Annotated in this window: 13 protein-coding genes; 6 read left to right on the top strand and 7 right to left on the bottom strand. The window is 71.0% G+C overall.

All coding sequences use genetic code 11. The features are described 5' to 3' along the window. The first annotated feature begins 352 nt into the window (after window positions 1-352). The 3 genes from ppdK (at window position 353) to ACWFR4_RS03930 (ending at window position 6,674) form a co-directional block, all read left to right on the top strand. Window positions 353-3,070: a pyruvate, phosphate dikinase gene (gene ppdK / locus ACWFR4_RS03940; protein WP_453458087.1), complete on the top strand. Its 2,718-nt coding sequence runs from the start codon at window positions 353-355 to the stop codon at window positions 3,068-3,070. A 198-nt stretch (window positions 3,071-3,268) separates the two neighbouring features. After that, entirely contained in the window at window positions 3,269-5,653 is a 2,385-nt protein-coding gene (locus ACWFR4_RS03935) for a galactose-binding domain-containing protein (RefSeq protein WP_453650612.1), read from the top strand. Between the two features lie 106 nt (window positions 5,654-5,759). After that, window positions 5,760-6,674, top strand: coding sequence for an oxidoreductase (locus ACWFR4_RS03930; protein ID WP_453650610.1), 915 nt, complete (start codon window positions 5,760-5,762; stop codon window positions 6,672-6,674). An 11-nt stretch (window positions 6,675-6,685) separates the two neighbouring features. Here ACWFR4_RS03930 and ACWFR4_RS03925 read toward each other — a convergent pair whose 3' ends face one another. Then, the gene (locus tag ACWFR4_RS03925) at window positions 6,686-7,243 is read right to left on the bottom strand and encodes a hypothetical protein (RefSeq protein ID WP_453650608.1); all 558 of its coding nucleotides are present in this window, start codon (window positions 7,241-7,243) and stop codon (window positions 6,686-6,688) included. Window positions 7,244-7,454: 211 nt separating this feature from the next. Between ACWFR4_RS03925 and ACWFR4_RS03920 the strand changes: the two genes are divergently transcribed. From ACWFR4_RS03920 to ACWFR4_RS03910, 3 genes are all read left to right on the top strand, one after another. Next, window positions 7,455-8,702, top strand: a complete 1,248-nt coding sequence (locus ACWFR4_RS03920; RefSeq protein ID WP_453650606.1) for an ABC transporter substrate-binding protein — start codon at window positions 7,455-7,457, stop codon at window positions 8,700-8,702. Window positions 8,703-8,812: 110 nt separating this feature from the next. After that, window positions 8,813-9,682 (top strand): carbohydrate ABC transporter permease, encoded by an 870-nt coding sequence (locus ACWFR4_RS03915; RefSeq protein ID WP_453458111.1) that lies wholly within the window; start codon window positions 8,813-8,815, stop codon window positions 9,680-9,682. Beyond that, window positions 9,679-10,518 carry a carbohydrate ABC transporter permease gene (locus tag ACWFR4_RS03910; RefSeq protein WP_453650604.1) on the top strand — a complete coding sequence of 280 codons (840 nt, stop codon included), beginning with the start codon at window positions 9,679-9,681 and terminating at the stop codon, window positions 10,516-10,518. Before ACWFR4_RS03915 ends, ACWFR4_RS03910 begins: the two co-directional genes overlap by 4 nt. Before the next feature lie 20 nt (window positions 10,519-10,538). Here ACWFR4_RS03910 and ACWFR4_RS03905 read toward each other — a convergent pair whose 3' ends face one another. The 6 genes from ACWFR4_RS03905 to ACWFR4_RS03880 all read right to left on the bottom strand — a co-directional run bounded on the left by ACWFR4_RS03905 (window position 10,539) and on the right by ACWFR4_RS03880 (window position 16,939). Beyond that, complete coding sequence (locus ACWFR4_RS03905; protein ID WP_453458070.1) at window positions 10,539-11,306, bottom strand: SDR family NAD(P)-dependent oxidoreductase; 768 nt, start codon at window positions 11,304-11,306, stop codon at window positions 10,539-10,541. Window positions 11,307-11,426: 120 nt separating this feature from the next. Next, window positions 11,427-12,011, bottom strand: a complete 585-nt coding sequence (locus ACWFR4_RS03900) for a TetR/AcrR family transcriptional regulator (protein WP_453650602.1) — start codon at window positions 12,009-12,011, stop codon at window positions 11,427-11,429. Between the two features lie 54 nt (window positions 12,012-12,065). Then, complete coding sequence (nirD, locus tag ACWFR4_RS03895) at window positions 12,066-12,428, bottom strand: nitrite reductase small subunit NirD (RefSeq protein ID WP_453458065.1); 363 nt, start codon at window positions 12,426-12,428, stop codon at window positions 12,066-12,068. Further along, window positions 12,425-14,971, bottom strand: a complete 2,547-nt coding sequence (gene nirB, locus ACWFR4_RS03890) for a nitrite reductase large subunit NirB (RefSeq protein ID WP_453650600.1) — start codon at window positions 14,969-14,971, stop codon at window positions 12,425-12,427. Before nirB ends, nirD begins: the two co-directional genes overlap by 4 nt. A gap of 1 nt (window position 14,972) precedes the next feature. Next, on the bottom strand, window positions 14,973-16,196 hold the full coding sequence (locus tag ACWFR4_RS03885) for an NAD(P)/FAD-dependent oxidoreductase (RefSeq protein WP_453650598.1): 1,224 nt from the start codon (window positions 16,194-16,196) through the stop codon (window positions 14,973-14,975). 98 nt (window positions 16,197-16,294) lie between these two features. Further along, on the bottom strand, window positions 16,295-16,939 hold the full coding sequence (locus ACWFR4_RS03880) for a class F sortase (protein WP_453650596.1): 645 nt from the start codon (window positions 16,937-16,939) through the stop codon (window positions 16,295-16,297). Between the last annotated feature and the right edge of the window lie 88 nt (window positions 16,940-17,027).

Raw genomic sequence — 17,027 nt, 5'->3', positions numbered from 1 at the left:
AACGGCGTGATTCTCGCCACCTCTGATAGAGGTAGCGCTCAGATGAGCATGTTGAGGCCGGTTGTACATTTCTAAGGCATGGCACTGAGTGCCATCGCTCGATCATTTACGACTTGAACTCACATGAGTGTAGAGCGTGCTCACCTGAGCGATATCCGGGGTCTACGGGGGTTGTGTGTTCAAGAAATGAAGACAAGCCTTCGAGTGTCGCTCTCCATGAGTTGCTTTCGATCTAGCGGCGGACGGGTGGTTACGGCCGCATGACGCACAAGTGGACGTACCCAGATGCCTTCGATCTGGGTATGTTCCTCGCCGTCAGGGCAGCCACCGAGTCATCGAGGAGTCGAGACCCGTGTCGGAAAACAAAGATCCCCACGTAGCGAAGTTCGTTTACGACTTCACCGAGGGAAACAAGGACCTCAAGGACCTCCTGGGCGGGAAGGGTGCGAACCTCGCCGAGATGACCAATCTCGGTCTGCCGGTTCCTCCCGGGTTCGTCATCACGACTGAGGCTTGCAAGGTCTACCTCGACAGTGGCGATGAGCCGGTGGCACTGCGTGACGAGGTGAGTGCGCACCTCGACGCCCTTGAGCAGAAGATGGGCAAGAAGCTCGGCCAGGCCGACAACCCCCTTCTGGTGTCGGTCCGTTCGGGCGCGAAGTTCTCCATGCCCGGCATGATGGACACCGTCCTCAACATCGGACTCTCCGACAAGTCCGTCCTCGGCCTGGTCAAGCAGTCCGGCGACGAGCGCTTCGCCTGGGACTCCTACCGGCGCCTCATCCAGATGTTCGGCAAGACCGTCCTGGACGTCGACGGAGAGCTCTTCGAGGACGCCCTCGACAAGGCCAAGGCCGCCAAGAAGGTCACGGTCGACACCGACCTCGACGCCTCCGACCTCAAGAAGCTGGTCACCCGCTTCAAGAAGATCGTGAAGACCGAGGCCGGCCGGGACTTCCCGCAGGACCCGCGCGAGCAGATGGACCTCGCCATCCACGCGGTCTTCGACTCCTGGAACACCGACCGCGCCAAGCTCTACCGCCGTCAGGAGCGCATCCCCGGCAACCTCGGCACCGCGGTCAACATCTGCTCCATGGTCTTCGGCAACCTCGGCCCCGACTCCGGCACCGGCGTCGCCTTCACCCGCGACCCCGCCTCCGGCCACCAGGGCGTGTACGGCGACTACCTCCAGAACGCGCAGGGCGAGGACGTCGTCGCGGGTATCCGCAACACCGTGCCGCTCGCCGAGCTCGAGTCGATCGACAAGAAGTCGTACGACCAGCTCATGCAGATCATGGAGACGCTCGAGACCCACTACAGGGATCTCTGCGACATCGAGTTCACGATCGAGCGCGGCCAGCTGTGGATGCTGCAGACCCGCGTCGGCAAGCGCACCGCCGGTGCCGCCTTCCGCATCGCGACGCAGCTCGTCGACCAGGGCCTCATCGACGAGGCCGAGGCGCTCCAGCGCGTCACGGGCGCCCAGCTCGCGCAGCTGATGTTCCCGCGCTTCGACGAGAACGCGAAGGTCGAGAAGATCGGCCGCGGCATCGCCGCCTCGCCGGGCGCCGCGGTCGGCAAGGCCGTCTTCGACTCGTACACCGCCGTCAAGTGGTCGCGTTCGGGCGAGAAGGTCATCCTGATCCGCCGCGAGACCAACCCCGACGACCTCGACGGCATGATCGCCGCCGAGGGCATCCTCACCTCGCGTGGCGGCAAGACGTCGCACGCCGCCGTCGTCGCCCGCGGCATGGGCAAGACCTGTGTCTGCGGCGCCGAGGACCTCGAGGTCGACACCAAGCGCCGCCGGATGACGGTCGGCGGGCAGGTCATCGAGGAGGGCGACGTCGTCTCCATCGACGGCTCCACCGGCAAGGTCTACCTCGGTGAGGTGCCGGTCGTCCCGTCCCCGGTCGTCGAGTACTTCGAGGGCCGCATGCACGCCGGCGCCGACGACGCCGACGAGCTCGTCGGCGCCGTGCACCGGATCATGGCGTACGCGGACCGCGTCCGCCGGCTGCGGGTGCGCGCCAACGCGGACAACGCCGAGGACGCGCTGCGCGCCCGCCGCTTCGGCGCGCAGGGCATCGGCCTGTGCCGCACCGAGCACATGTTCCTCGGTGAGCGTCGCGAGATGGTCGAGCACCTGATCCTCGCCGACACGGACACGGAGCGCGAGGAGGCCCTCAAGGAGCTCCTTCCGCTCCAGAAGAAGGACTTCGTCGAGCTGTTCGAGGCGATGGACGGGCTCCCGGTGACGGTGCGCCTGCTCGACCCGCCGCTGCACGAGTTCCTGCCCGACATCACCGAGCTGTCGGTGCGCGTCGCGCTCGCCGAGTCCCGCCAGGACTCCAACGAGAACGACCTGCGCCTCCTCCAGGCCGTGCACCGCCTGCACGAGCAGAACCCGATGCTGGGCCTGCGCGGTGTCCGTCTCGGCCTCGTGATCCCGGGCCTGTTCGCCATGCAGGTACGGGCCATCGCCGAGGCCGCCGCCGAGCGCAAGAACGCCAAGGGTGACCCGCGCGCCGAGATCATGATTCCGCTCGTCGGCACCGTCCAAGAGCTGGAGATCGTCCGCGAGGAGGCCGAGCAGGTCATCGCCGAGGTGCAGGAGCAGACCGGCGTCGAGCTGAAGCTGGCGCTCGGCACGATGATCGAGCTGCCGCGCGCCGCGCTGACGGCCGGGCAGATCGCCGAGGCCGCGGAGTTCTTCTCCTTCGGCACGAACGACCTGACGCAGACCGTCTGGGGCTTCTCCCGTGACGACGTGGAGGCCTCGTTCTTCACGGCGTACCTGGAGAAGGGCATCTTCGGGGTCTCGCCGTTCGAGACCATCGACAAGGACGGCGTCGGCAGCCTCGTACGCAACGCCGTGGAGGCCGGCCGCGCCACGCGGCCCGACCTCAAGCTCGGCGTCTGCGGCGAGCACGGCGGTGACCCGGAGTCGGTCCACTTCTTCCACGAGGTCGGCCTGGACTACGTCTCCTGCTCGCCGTTCCGTATCCCGGTCGCCCGCCTCGAGGCCGGCCGCGCCGCGTCGACGTCGACGGGCAGCGACCACCGGTAGGAACCGGTCCGCAAGACTCCGGAGCCGTTGTCTGGGTGCCCGACCCTCACGAAAGGCAGCGGCTCCGGTGCACCGAAGGAGAGGGCGGTACCCCTTGTGCGGGGGGTGCCGCTCTTTCGTGTGCGACGGGCGCTCTTGGAAGTTCTGTGATGTCCGTTCCCTTGTGAGGCCCGGGAGGCAAGTGGTGTAGTCCATTTCATGCCTCCGAGTAACGGTACGACTTCACCGCGTCTGTCACGCCGCTCGTTCGTCACCGCCCTCGCGGTGACCTCGGCAGCCACCGCACTGCCGATCGGGCTCGGACCCGCCGCCGCGCGGGCCGCCGGCAGGAGCGCGGTCAACGAGCGCCCCGTCGTCATCCCCGCCCTCCAGACCTGGGCCGGATCCACGGGGCGGTACCGCCTCGAAGCAGGCGCACCGATCGTCGTGCAGACCGCCGAACCAGGTGAGCTCCTGCCGCTCGCCCGGCAGTTCGCCGACGAGATCGACGAGGTCACCGGCATCAGGCCCGGCGCGGCCCGTGCCGGCCGCGGGGTGCGGGGCGGCCTGCGGCTCGTCCTCGACCCGGCCGACCGGCACGCGCCCGGCGGCGACCGGTACGCCGAGGAGGGTTACACCCTCACCGTCACCGAATCCGCCGTCACGGTCACCGCACCCACCCGCACCGGCCTCTATTACGGCACCCGCTCGGTCCTGCAGATCCTCCTGCGCTCCGACGGGCGCCGCGAACTGCCCACCGGCACCGCCCACGACTGGCCCGACTACCGGCTGCGCGGCTTCATGCTGGACGCGGGCCGCCGCTACTTCACCCCGGGCTTCGTCCGCGACCAGCTGCGCCTGATGGGCTGGTTCAAGCTCAACGACCTGCAACTGCATCTGAACGACAACGAGATCAGCCCGGCCGGTGGTGACTGGTCCAAGGCCTACGACGCGTTCCGGCTGCGCAGCGACAAGCCCGAATGGGAGGGGCTCGCCGCATCCGACGGTTCGTACTCGCGGGAGGACTGGGACTCCTTCGAGGACACCGCCGCCGCGCACGCCGTCCAGCTCACCCCGGAGATCGACGCGCCCGCACACGCCCGCTCCTTCGTGCGCTTCCGCCCCGAGCTCGGCCTGAAGGGCGGCAACTCCGACCACCTCGACCTCGCCGAACCGGAGACGACGGCCTTCATGAAGAAGGTCTTCGACGAGTTCGCGCCCTGGTTCCGCAGCCCCGAGATCCACTACGGCGCCGACGAGTACACCGGCCCCGAGGAGCAGTACCGCGGCTACTTCAACGCCATGGCCGCCCACCTGCGCACCCTCGGCAAACACCCCCGCGCCTGGGGCAGCCTCACCGAGATGGCGCCCTCCGGCACGTCCGGCTACGACCGCGACGTCACCATCCACAGCTGGAACAACGGCTGGTACGGCCCCAAGGCGGCCACGGCCGACGGCTACGAGATCGTCAACACGAACGACGGGCTCCTCTACATCGTCCCGTTCGCCACCTACTACCACCCGCTCGGCCTCGACGGCCCCTATCTGTACGAGAGCTGGGCCCCGCACGTCTTCCCCGGCGATCAGAGCCTCCAGCCGCACGACCCGAAGCTGCGCGGCGCCATGTCCGCCGTGTGGAACGACCTCGTGCACGCCACGTACACCCAGCAGGCCGTCCACGGTCTGGTCGAGAAGACCTTCGGGACGCTCGCCCAGAAGATGTGGAGCGGGTCCGGAGCGGGCCTGAGCTACCGGGACTTCACCGCCGAGCTGCGGCGCGGGATCGCCGGACCCGGGCTCACCACCCTCACGCCCACCCTCGCCGAACCCGACCAGATCTCCCTGGACGCGCCGGCCACCGCCTCCTCCACGGCCGCGGGGTCCCGCCCCGCGTACGCCACCGACGGCAGCCCGGTCACCCGGTGGACCAGCGGCCGCGAGCGGGCTCCCTGGCTGGCCGTCGACCTCGGGCAGAGCCGGCCCGTACAGCGGGTGCGCGTCGAATGGGGGCAGGATCACGGCACCACGTACGCCGTCGAGGTCTCCGACGACGGCGTCGCGTGGCGCACCGTCGCCGAGCGCACCGGCCGCGACCGCGCGGGCTGGGACGAACTCGGCTTCCCGGCGACCACCGCCCGCCATGTACGCCTGCGCGGCCGGGAACACGCGAGCACGCGCTACGCGGTGTGGAGCCTCCAGGTGTACGACATCCCCGACCTGGCGCTCGGCCGCCCCACCACCGCGTCGTCCGCCGAGACGGCCACGCTCACCGCACCCAACGCCACCGACGGCGACCCGGGCACCCGCTGGGCGTCGAAGTACACGGACGGCGAGTGGATCGAGGTCGACCTGGAACAGACGCGGACCGTGCGGCGGATCGTCCTGGACTGGGAGACGGCCGCCGGGCGGGACTACGACCTCCAGGTCTCCGCCGACGCCACCGGCTCGTCCTGGAGCACCGTCGCCGCGCGCCGCGACCGCACCACGGCCGGGGTGGACACGGTCGACCTCGACACCGTGGAGGCGCGGCGGGTACGGATGCTGGGCGTGAAGCGGCAGACGACGTACGGGTACTCGCTCTACCGGTTCGAAGTGCGGGGCTGAGCACAGGGGCGGAGGGTACGGGGGAAACGGGGGTGCGGGGTTCCGCATCTACTGGCCGGTAAGTACAGTCGGGCACCCCCGTACCCCTCGTCCAGGGAGCACAGCCATGACCGGCTGGAACGCGAGCGACATCCCCGACCAGAGCGGCCGCACGGCCGTGGTCACCGGCGCCAACAGCGGCATCGGCTACATCACGGCACGCGAGCTGGCCCGCAAGGGCGCCCGCGTCGTCCTCGCCTGCCGCAGCGAGGCGCGGGGCACGGCCGCGCTGGAGCGGCTGTGCTCCGAAGTGCCGGGCGCACAGGCCGAGTTCAAGCAGCTCGACCTGGGTGACCTGTCGTCCGTGCGGAAGTTCGCCGGATCCCACGGCAGCGGCGAGCGGCTCGACGTGCTGATCAACAACGCGGGCGTGATGGCGCTGCCCCAGGGGCGGACCGCCGACGGCTTCGAGACGCAGTTCGGCGTCAACCACCTCGGCCACTTCGCACTGACCGGCCTGCTCCTGCCCCGGCTCCTCGACACATCCGGTGCCCGCGTCGTCAGTGTCTCCAGCGGCTTCCACGCCCTCGCCGACGTCGACATCGCGGACCTCAACAGCGAGCGCCGCTACCGGCGCTGGATCGCGTACGGCCGCTCCAAGACGGCGAACCTGCTGTTCATCCATGAGCTGGCGCGCAAGCTGGCGGCGCGCGGGTCCGACGTCGTCGCGGCGTCCGCGCACCCCGGATACGCCTCCACGAACCTCGCGACGCAGGGCGTGCGCATGGAGGGCCGCAAGGCCGTCGAGCGGGTCATCGAGCTGGGCAACCGGGTCATCGCCCAGTCCGCCGAGGCCGGCGCGCTGCCCACGCTCTACGCGGCGACGGCTCCCGGGGTGCTCCCGGACTCGTTCACCGGCCCGTCCCTGATGATGTGGCGCGGGGCGCCCGCGAAGTCGTGGCGGGCCCGGCGGACCCTCGACGACGCGGCGGGGGAGCGGCTGTGGGCGGCGTCGGAACAGCTGACGGGCGTGACGTTCTAGGGGACGACCGGCTAGTCCAGTTCCGAGGCGTCGAAGACCGCGCGGGCCGCGTCGCCGTCGATGCGGGCCGCGAGGCGGTCGACGACCGGGCTACCGCAGCGGAGCAGTCCGTTCGCGCGGGCCCGGCGCGCGCCCGTCTCCAGGCGGTGCCACAGGACGGGGTTGTCGGCGAGCACCTTCGGGTCCAGTTCCACGCGGCCGCCGAGCGCGTCGCGCAGCACGAGCCGCGGCGTCACCCCGTCGCTGTGGCGCACCGACGTCAGCAGGTCCGTGCAGACCCGCCGCGTGCCCCAGACGCCGCGCACGGCGAGCCAGCCGGGCCCCGCGCTGACCAGCGGCGGATGCAGCACGGCGTGCAGCAGCACCGCGAGCCCCGCCCACAGCCCGACCCGCGCCGCGCTCAGCGTGCCGTTGGCCGTGTCGATCACCAGGATCAGGCAGAACAGCGTGAGCGCGCAGAACACCGCTGCCCGCAGATCGGCGGCCCACCGCCGGTCCCGCACCACCGCGTCCTGCGCGGCCGGGGCCGCCGCCCGCCCGCGGGATCCCGTCCTCGTATCGCGTCCCATGCAGCGCACCGTAAGCCCGTGCGGCGCCCCAGGTCAGCACTCTTGACGCGTCGCTGATCCGCCCGCCGCGCACGTTGACGCCGTGCTGACGGGAGGGGCCGACATACGGCTGTAGTCCCTCTGTCGTAATCCCGCTGCATGGTTGATCGTTGGGCCGTCGGAATCCGTGGACGCCGAAAGAGCGGGCGTACGAACAGCAGGAGGACGATCAATGACCATCAGCCGCAGGGGACTGCTCGGGACCGGTGCCGCGCTGGGGCTGCTCACCGCGTGCGGCTCCAACACCGGCCGGGACGACGGAGGCTCGGGCGGCGGGCCGGAGCTCTCGCAGTGGTACCACCAGTACGGCGAGCAGGGCACCGAGCAGGCCGTGAAGAAGTACGCCGCCGCGTACGACAAGGCGCACGTCACCGTCCAGTGGCGGCCCGGCAACTACGACGAGCAGACCGCCGCCGCCCTCCTGACCGACTCGGGCCCCGACGTCTTCGAGGTCAACGGGCCCACACTCGACCAGATCCAGGGCCAGCAGATCGCCGACCTCACCGGCCTGTTCGAGGAGGTCAAGGACGACTTCAACCCGGCGGCCCTCGCCCCGAAGACGTACGACGGCAGGATCTGGGCGATCCCGCAGGTCATCGACATGCAGATGCTCTACTACCGCAAGAGCCTGCTCGCCGACGCGGGCGTCGAGCCGCCGAAGACGCTCGACGAGCTCGTGGACGCCGCGAAGAAACTCACCTCGAAGAAGACGAAGGGCCTCTTCCTCGGCAACGACGGAGGCGCCGGCGTCCTCGGCGGTACTCCTCTGTACGCGGCCGGCCTCGAACTCGTCACCGAGGACGGCAAGGTCGGCTTCGACGACCCGGCCGCCGCCCGCGCCCTCGGCAAGATCCACCAGCTGTACGCCGACAAGTCGCTGCTCCTGGGCGCGCCCTCCGACTGGTCCGACCCGTCGGCGTTCGTCCAGGGCCTGACCGCCATGCAGTGGTCGGGCCTGTGGGCGCTGCCCACCGTGCAGAAGGAACTCGGCGACGACTTCGGCGTGCTGCCCTTCCCGAAGGACGGCGCGGGCGAGCCGTCGGTGCCGGTCGGCGCGTACGGCGCGGCTGTCTCCACCCGAGGCAAGCACCAGCAGGCCGCGAAGGACTACCTCAAGTGGCTGTGGATCGACCGCACCGAGTACCAGGAGGACTTCGCCCTCTCGTACGGCTTCCACATCCCGGCCCGTATCTCGCTGGCGAAGAAGGCCGGGAAGCTCAGGAAGGGCGCGGCGGCCGACGCGGTCCGCTTCACGACCGACCACGGCTACGCCCAGCCTCTCCGCTGGACACCTGCCAGCCGGACCGCCTACCAGGACGCCCTCAGCCGCATCATCAAGGACGGCGCGAGCCCGGACAGCGAGCTGAAGAAGGTCGTGCGGAAGGTGTCGGCCGAGCTCGACCGCGTGAAGAAGAAGTGAGCCTCCGGCAAGAGGGCCGCCGCCAGGCGATCCCTCGGCAGAGAGGCCGCGGGCAGGGCGGCACGGCACGGAAGTGGGCCGGCGTCCAGAACCGCACCCTCTGGTTCTGGATCTTCGTCGGGCCCTTCCTCCTCGGCCTCGGTGTCTTCACGTACATCCCGCTCGGCTGGAGCGTCTACCTCAGCTTCTTCGACGCCCACAACACCGTCACCCCGAGCGACTTCGTCGGCCTCGGCAACTACACGGCGATGCTGAAGAACGAGGCGTTCACCGACAGCCTGTGGACCTTCCTCGTCTTCTCGCTCTTCATCGTGCCCGTGACCTACGCGCTGTCGCTCGCCCTCGCCCTCATGGTGAACCGCCGGCGCCGCGCCCAGGCGTTCTTCCGTTCGGTCTTCTTCCTGCCCGCCGCCTGCAGTTACGTGGTGGCCGCCCTGATCTGGAAGATGTCGATCTTCAACGGGGTGCGGTTCGGGCTCGCCAACACCGTCCTCGGCTGGTTCGGCGGCGACCAGATCGCCTGGCTGTCGACGACCGACCCGCCCTGGTACTGGGCCGTCATCGTCACCGTACGGCTCTGGCTCCAGGCCGGCTTCTACATGGTGCTGTTCCTCGCGGGGCTCCAGCGCATCAGCCCCACCCTCTACGAGGCGGCGGCCGTCGACGGGGCGCGGCCCGGCTGGCAGGTCTTCCGGCACATCACGTTCCCGCAGCTGCGGGCCACCTCCGTGGCGGTCGTCCTGCTCCTCGTCATCAACGCCTTCCAGGCCTTCGACGAGTTCTACAGCCTGCTCTCGGACGCCCGCGGCTATCCGCCGTACGCCAGACCCCCGCTCGTCTACCTCTACTACACGGCGCTCGGCCAGGGTCAGAACCTCGGGCTCGGCAGCGCGGGCGCGGTGCTGCTCGCCCTGATCATCGCGGTGGTGACGGTGGGTCAGGCCAAGTGGTTCGGCCTGGGCCGGAAGGGGGCGCAGTGAGGGACGGCTCCCGGGTCAGGGCGGGCCGCGCCCTGCGCCTCGCCCTGCTGATCGCGCTCGCGCTCCTGTTCCTGATCCCCTTCTATCTCCTGGTACGCAACGGGCTCGCCGCCGAGAGCGACATCACCTCGCCCGAGTGGACGTTCTTCCCGTCCTCCCTGCACTGGGGGAACGTGAAGGAACTCTTCGGCGACACGTCCGTCCCCTACGCCCGCTCCCTGCTCAACTCCGCTCTCATCGCCGTCGCGACGACGCTCGGCACCCTCCTCCTCGCCTCGCTCGCCGGCTACGGCCTGGCCCGCATCCCGTACCGGCACGCGAACAAGGTCTTCTACGTGATCCTCGGCACCCTGATGGTCCCGGCCGCGGTCACCTTCGTGCCCAGCTTCGTGCTCGTCTCGTCGCTGGGCTGGATCTCGACACTGCGCGGACTGATCGTCCCGACCCTGTTCTCCGCGTTCGCCTGCTTCGTCTTCCGGCAGTACTTCCTGGGATTTCCTGGGGAGCTGGAGGACGCGGCGCGCGTCGACGGGCTCGGCCACTGGCGTACGTACTGGCGGGTGGTCGTGCCCAACTCCCGGCCCGTCTTCGCGGCCGTCGGCACGATCGTCTTCATCGGCGCGTGGAACTCCTTCCTGTGGCCCCTGGTCATCGGCCAGGACCGCAAAGCATGGACCGTCCAGGTGGCTCTCTCGTCCTTCACCACGTCCCAAGTGGTGCGGCTCCACGAACTGTTCATCGCGGCGGCCGTCTCGATCGTGCCGCTGCTCGTGGTGTTCCTGTTCTTCCAGCGGTGGATCGTGGCGGGGGTGGAGCGCTCGGGCATCGACGACTGACCCCACCCCGTCTCTACGGGCTATGCCGCCGCGCCGCCGTCGATCACCAGGTCGGCGCCGACCACGGCCGCGGCGTCCTCGGACGCCAGGTACAGCACGGCGGCGGCCACCTCGTCCGCCGCCGCGACCCGGCCGAGCGGCGACTCCTGCTTCATGCGGACGGCCCGCCCGGCCTCGGTCTCGCCGGGGCGCAGGGACATGGCGGTCGCGGAGGGACCCGGGCTGACCGCGTTGACACGGACCCCGTCACCGATGTGGTCGAGGGCGGCGCCCCTGGTCAGCGCGGAGACGGCCGCCTTCGACACGGCGTAACCGGTCACGCCTGCCAGGGACTTGTGGGGACCGAGGTTGGAGGAGATGTTGACGATCGCGCCGCCGCGCTCCTGCGTCCGCATCTGCGCGACCTCGGCCTGGAGGGCGAGGAGTACGCCGGTGACGTTGATGTCGAGCAGCGTCTGCCAGTCGTCGGCGGCGAGTTCGGCGACGGGGCCCGCGCCGCGGAAGACGCCCGCGTTGTTCACGGCGACGTCGAGCGACCCGAACCGCTCGACGGTGGCGCGCACCAGCTCCTGGAGGTCCCCGGCCCGGCTCACGTCGGCGGTGTGCGCGACGGCCGTGCCGCCCGCCGCCTCGATGAGGTCCACCGTCGCGTCGAGGGTGGCGCGGGTCCGCCCGGCGACGACGACACGCGCGCCCTCGGCGGCGAAGGCGAGCGCGATGGCCCGCCCGAGCCCGGTTCCGGCTCCGGTGACGAGGACGCTCTTGCCGGCGAAGCGACTGCGGGACATGAAGGGCTCCTTGGGGGGTGGGTCAATCGGCGGATCAGATATTTCTGGAACGATCGGTTCAGTATGTGGGCGTGCAGAAGCGCCCGACGGGCGAGTCGGGGGAACAGTCCCCTCGGCCCCTCAGTCCAGGAGGCCGAGTGCCTGCTCGGCCGCGTCCCGTACGCGCGCCGGGTCCGGTGACGCCTTCCCGACGACGCGCATGCCCTGCATGAGGACGAGCAGCAGACGGGCCAGTGCTCGCGGGTCGCGGTCGGCGGGCAGCTCGCCCTGGGCCTGGGCTCGCGTGAGCGTGGCGCGCAGCAGCGTCTCGACGTGCTCCCAGCTGCGCTCCACGCGGCGCGCCGCCGCCGTGTCGTGCGGGGCCAGCTCCGTCGCCGTGTTGGTGGCGAAGCAGCCGGTCAGGCGTCGCTCGTCGGTCGTCGCCTCGGCGGCGAAGCGCCGGACGAGAGCGCGCACGGCCGGCAGCGCGGGGCCGCCGGCCGACAGGTCCGCGAGGATGGCCGCGTCGGCGGACTCGGCGTACCGGTCCATCGCCTTCAGGTACAGCTCGTGCTTGTTGCCGAAGGTCGCGTAGATGCTGGCGCGGCCGATGCCGAGACGGTCGACGAGGTCCGCCATCGACGTCGCCTCGTAGCCGCGCCGCCAGAACAGCTCTAGGGCCGACTGGAGCGCGGCGTCCGGATCGAATTCCTTGGTCCTGGCCACGATGAGGAGACTAAGCGTAAGCGGAACGATCGGTCAAGAAATGCTCGGCGTGCGTCAGTTGATGCCCGGCGTGGTCTGCACGGCGTACGTGGCGACGGCGTACGCCTCGTCGTCGAGGCACGCGCCGCTCTCCAGGTCGAACCGCTGCTTGAGCAGCGGCGACGCGACGAACGGGCGGCCCTCGGCCGAGCCGATCAGGCCGCGCGAGAGGACCGCGGCGCCCGTGAACGGGTCACGGTTGCCGACCGCGTAGAGGCGGCCCGTGCGGTCCAGGAACACGGCGGCCTGCCGGCCGTCGGGGAGCAGCGCCGCGACCCCGCGGCCCGGGGTCAGCCGGGCCAGTTCGCAGACCGTGAACCAGGCGTCCTCCAGGTGGAGTTGCACCATCACGGCGGTCTTCTCGGGAGCGACGGTCATGACGTCACCGATCCTTCCAGGGGGCGGGAGCCGATGGACAGCAGGGGCAGGTCGGGCTTGATCTGGTCGCGCTCCGGGACGAACCGCACCAGCGGGTCCGGCGCGTCGGGCGCGTTCACGAAGGACACGAAGCGCTCCAGGCGCTCCGGGTCGTTGATGGTGTCGGCCCACTCGTCGCGGTAGTGCGCGACGTGGTCGGCCATCAGGGCCTCCAGCTCGTCGCAGAGGCCGAGGGAGTCGTGCACGACGACGTCCCGTACGTGATCGAGGCCGCCCTCGATCCGCTCCAGCCAGCCCGCCGTACGCTCCAGACGGTCGGCCGTGCGGATGTAGAACATCAGGAACCGGTCGATCAGCCGGATCAGCTCGGCGTCGGACAGGTCCTGCGCGAGGAGGTCCGCGTGGCGTGGGGTCGCGCCGCCGTTGCCGCCCACGTACAGGTTCCAGCCGTTGGCCGTGGCGATCACCCCGAAGTCCTTCGACTGGGCCTCCGCGCACTCGCGCCCGCAGCCCGACACGGCCGACTTCAGCTTGTGCGGCGCCCGCAGACCGCGGTAGCGCAGCTCCAGGTCGATCGCCATGCGTACCGAGTCCTGGACGCCGTAGCGGCACCACGTCTGACCCACGCACGACTTCACCGTCCGCAGTGCCTTGCCGTACGCGTGGCCCGACTCGAAACCGGCGTCCACCAATCGAGCCCAGATCAGCGGCAGTTGCTCGACCCGCGCACCGAACAGGTCGATCCGCTGACCCCCGGTGATCTTTGTGTAGAGGCCGAAGTCGCGCGCCACCTCGCCGATCACGATCAGTTTCTCCGGGGTGACCTCGCCGCCGGGGATGCGGGGCACGACCGAATAGGAGCCGTTCTTCTGGAGGTTGGCGAGGAAGTGGTCGTTCGTGTCCTGGAGCGCCGCCTGCTCGCCGTCGAGGACATGGCCCTCGGCGCCGATCGTCGGGGCGAGCGAAGCGATGATCGAGCCGACAGTCGGCTTGCACACCTCGCACCCCTCGCCGCCGCGCGCGCCGTCCCGCCCGTGCGCGTCGAGCAGCTCCGCGTACGACGCGATCCGCTTGACCCGGACGATCTCGTACAGCTCGGCGCGGGTGTGCGGGAAGCAGCCGCACAGGCCCTTGTCGCCGCTCTGCGGGAGGAGCTGGCCGATCAGCTTCACGCAACTGCCGCAGCCCGTACCGGCCTTGGTGCACTTCTTCACCTCGGGCAGCGTGGCGTGTGCCTGGATCGCCTCCTTGGTGACGTTGTGGCAGGAGCAGATCACCGCGTCGCCGGGCAGTGCCTCCGGGCCGAGCGCCACCGGCGCCCCCGCACCGGCGGGCAGCACCAGCTGCTCGGGCGCCACGGGCGGCACCGAACCGGTCAGCGCGCGCAGCATCCCGTACGTCTCCGCGTCCCCGACCAGGATCCCGCCGAGCAGCTCCCCCTCCGGGCCCACGACGAGCTTCTTGTACGTGCCCGAGCGCGAGTCCGAGTAGACGACGTCGAGGCAGCCGTCGGCCGCGCCGTGCGCGTCGCCGAACGACGCCACGTCCACGCCGAGCAGCTTCAGCTTCGTCGACAGATCGGCACCGGTGAACCGCCCGTCCTGCGAGGCGATCGAGGCGGCCACCGTCTGCGCCATCTCGTAGCCCGGCGCGACCAGGCCGTACACGCGGCCGTCCACGGCCTGCGCGCACTCGCCGATCGCGTAGACGGCCGGGTCGCTGGTGCGGCACCGCTCGTCGACGGTGATGCCGCCACGCTCACCGACCGTGAGCCCCATGTCGCGGGCGAGCTGGTCGCGCGGCCGTACACCCGCCGAGAACACCACCAGGTCCGTCGCGAGCTCCGAGCCGTCCGACAGCTTCATGGCGCGCACCGCGCCGTCCTCGCCGCCGGTCAGGATCTCCTGCGTGCCGACGCCCGTGTGGACGCTCAGGCCCATGCCCGTGATGGTGCGCAGGAGGGCAGCGCCGCCGCCCTCGTCGACCTGCACCGGCATCAGACGCGGCGCGAACTCCACGACGTGCGTGTCGAGGCCGAGGCCGCGCAGGGCGCCGGCCGCCTCCAGGCCGAGCAGCCCGCCGCCCACCACCGCGCCGGTCGTGGCGCGCCGCTTCGCGTACTCCTCGATCGCGAGGAGGTCCTCGATCGTGCGGTACACGAAACAGCCCGTCGCGTCCTTGCCGGGCACGGGCGGCACGAACGGGTAGGAGCCGGTCGCGAGGACGAGGGTGTCGTACGTGACCTGGAGACCCGAGCGTGCCGTGACCGTCCGCGTTGCGCGGTCGATGTGCTCGGCCGGGTCCCCGAGGCGCAGCTCGATGCCGTGCCGGGCGATGAACCCGGCGTCCGTGAGTGAGAGTTCGTCCGGGGTGCGGCCCGAGAAGTACGAGGTGAGCTGGACCCGGTCGTAGGCGGGGCGCGGCTCCTCGCACAGCACGACGACGCGGTGCGTGTCCGTGAGACCGCGCTCGGCCAGGGCCTCGAGGAAGCGCTGGCCGACCATGCCGTGGCCGACGAGTACGAGTGTGGGCATGGTGGGCATCTCAGAGGCCTCCGTCGTGAGTGAGCAGGTGGAGCAGGGGTGCGCCGTCGTCGGGCAGCGGGTCGTCGGCCTCCCAGGCCCGGGCCAGCGCCCCGACCGTGCCGAGCTCGCCGACCAGGACACCGCCGACGAGCCGGTCACCGCGGACGACGACCTTGCGGTACGTGCCGCGGGTGGCGTCGGCGAGCTGCACGACGTCGTCACCGGGCAGCGCCTCGGGCTCGCCGAACGCCGCGAGGTCGAGCGGCCCGGCCTCGTGCGGCAGGGTCAGCCGGGTGAGGGTGCGGGTGCCCGCGTAGGGGCGCCGCCGCCCGGACAGCAGGTTCTCGGCGAGCGCGTCTGCCTGTTCGACGGCCGGGGTCGCGAGCCCGTAGACGCGGCCCGCGTGCTGGGCACAGTCCCCGATCGCGCGGACGCGGGGGTCCGACGTGCGCAGCTCGTCGTCGACGACGATCCCCTCGCGCACGTCGAGCCCGGCCGCCGCCGCGAGGCCGGTCCGGGGGCGCACCCCGCACGCGAGGACCGTCAGATCCGTGCCGAGGACATAGCCGTCGGCGAGCTCGACGCGGCGGACCGCCCCGTCGACGACGCCCACGCCCCGTACCCGGCACTGCGTGTGCACCTCGACGCCGAGCGCGGTGAGGTGCTCGTGCACCAGGTGCGAGGACCGCGGGTCGAGCTGGCGCTCCATCAGGCGCTCGGACTGCTGTGTGAGCACCACCTGGGCGCCGCGAAGGGCGAGCGCACGGGCCGCGGACACCCCGAGGAGCCCGCCGCCGACGACGACGGCGCGCACACCGGGAGCCACCGCCCGCGACAGGGCCAGACAGTCGTCCAGGGTGCGGAAGGCGTGCACCCCGCCCGGCAGCTCCGCCGCGCCCGGCGCGAACAGGCCGCGCAGGGGCGGCAGGACCGGGTTCGATCCGGTGGCGAGCACGAGGGTGTCGTACGGGACGTCGGAGCCGTCCTCGCAGCGCACCACACGCTCGGCGCGGTCGATGCGGACAGCGCGGGTCCGCAGGTGGGTTCCGGTGTGGCGGGGCAGCGCGATGACGTCGGCGCCGTAGCTGCCCGCGAGGACCTCGGCGAGCAGCACCCTGTTGTACGGGGTGTGCGCCTCCTCGCCGATGAGTACGGCGGCCGAGCCCAGGCGCCGGGCGAGCCGGGTACCGGCGAGGCCGGTGCCGATCACCACCACACGTCCGGTGTCCGTCGAAAAGGTCATGCACGGCAGCCTGCGGGGCCGGTGTTACCCGGCCGCATCCCTCCCGTTTCCCGCGGGGAACGCTGCGCTCAGCGCGCGAGGGGCGTCGGTGTGAGGGCTCAGCGGCTGCCTGTCAGATGTGCGAACACCACGACGTTGCCCCGGTAGCCGGTCTGCTTCGAGTAGCCGCCGCCACAGGTGATGACGCGCAGCTCGGGCCGGTCTGCAGCGCCGTACACCTTCTGATCGGGGAAGGCGCTGGCGTCGTAGACCTCGACGGCGTCGACGGTGAACAAGGCGACGGAGCCGTCGCGGCGGTCGACCTCGATGGTGCGGCCCTTGGTGAGGGCGCCCAGGTCGTAGAAGACGGCGGGACCGTCGGTGTTGTCGACGTGGCCGGCCACGACCGCCGTGCCGCGGACGCCGGGCGCGGTCCCGGCCTCGTACCAGCCGGCCAGGTTCTTCTCCTGCGGCGGCGGGACGTCCAGGCTGCCCTGCGGGGTCAGGCCGAGTCCCATGAGTGGCGCGTCCACCTGGATCGAGGGGATGCGGATGCGGTCGGGCGGCGAGGAGGAGAGGGGGGCCGCGCCGGGCGGCTCGTGGCCGGTGCCGGGGTGCGCGGACGCGGCCTGCGCGGCGGACGGCTGCGGCGGTCCTTGCGTCTCGGTGCCCTGGTGCAGCAGCCAGGCGCCCAGACACAGGGCGAGAGCGGTGACCGCGGCTATGAGTCCGCTACTGACTCTTCGGCGGGGCGCCTGCGGCATCGGCTTCTCCAGGTCGAAGTGGGTGGCGGTCGCCTTCCTCCCCCGGCCGCGCGAGGGGGTGAGAGGCCGGGGGAGGAGAGGACAGCGG

Source organism: Streptomyces sp. NPDC055140 (assembly GCF_053607285.1).
Note: the sequence above shows the minus strand (reverse complement) of the source record. Positions and strands in the feature narration are given on the sequence as shown.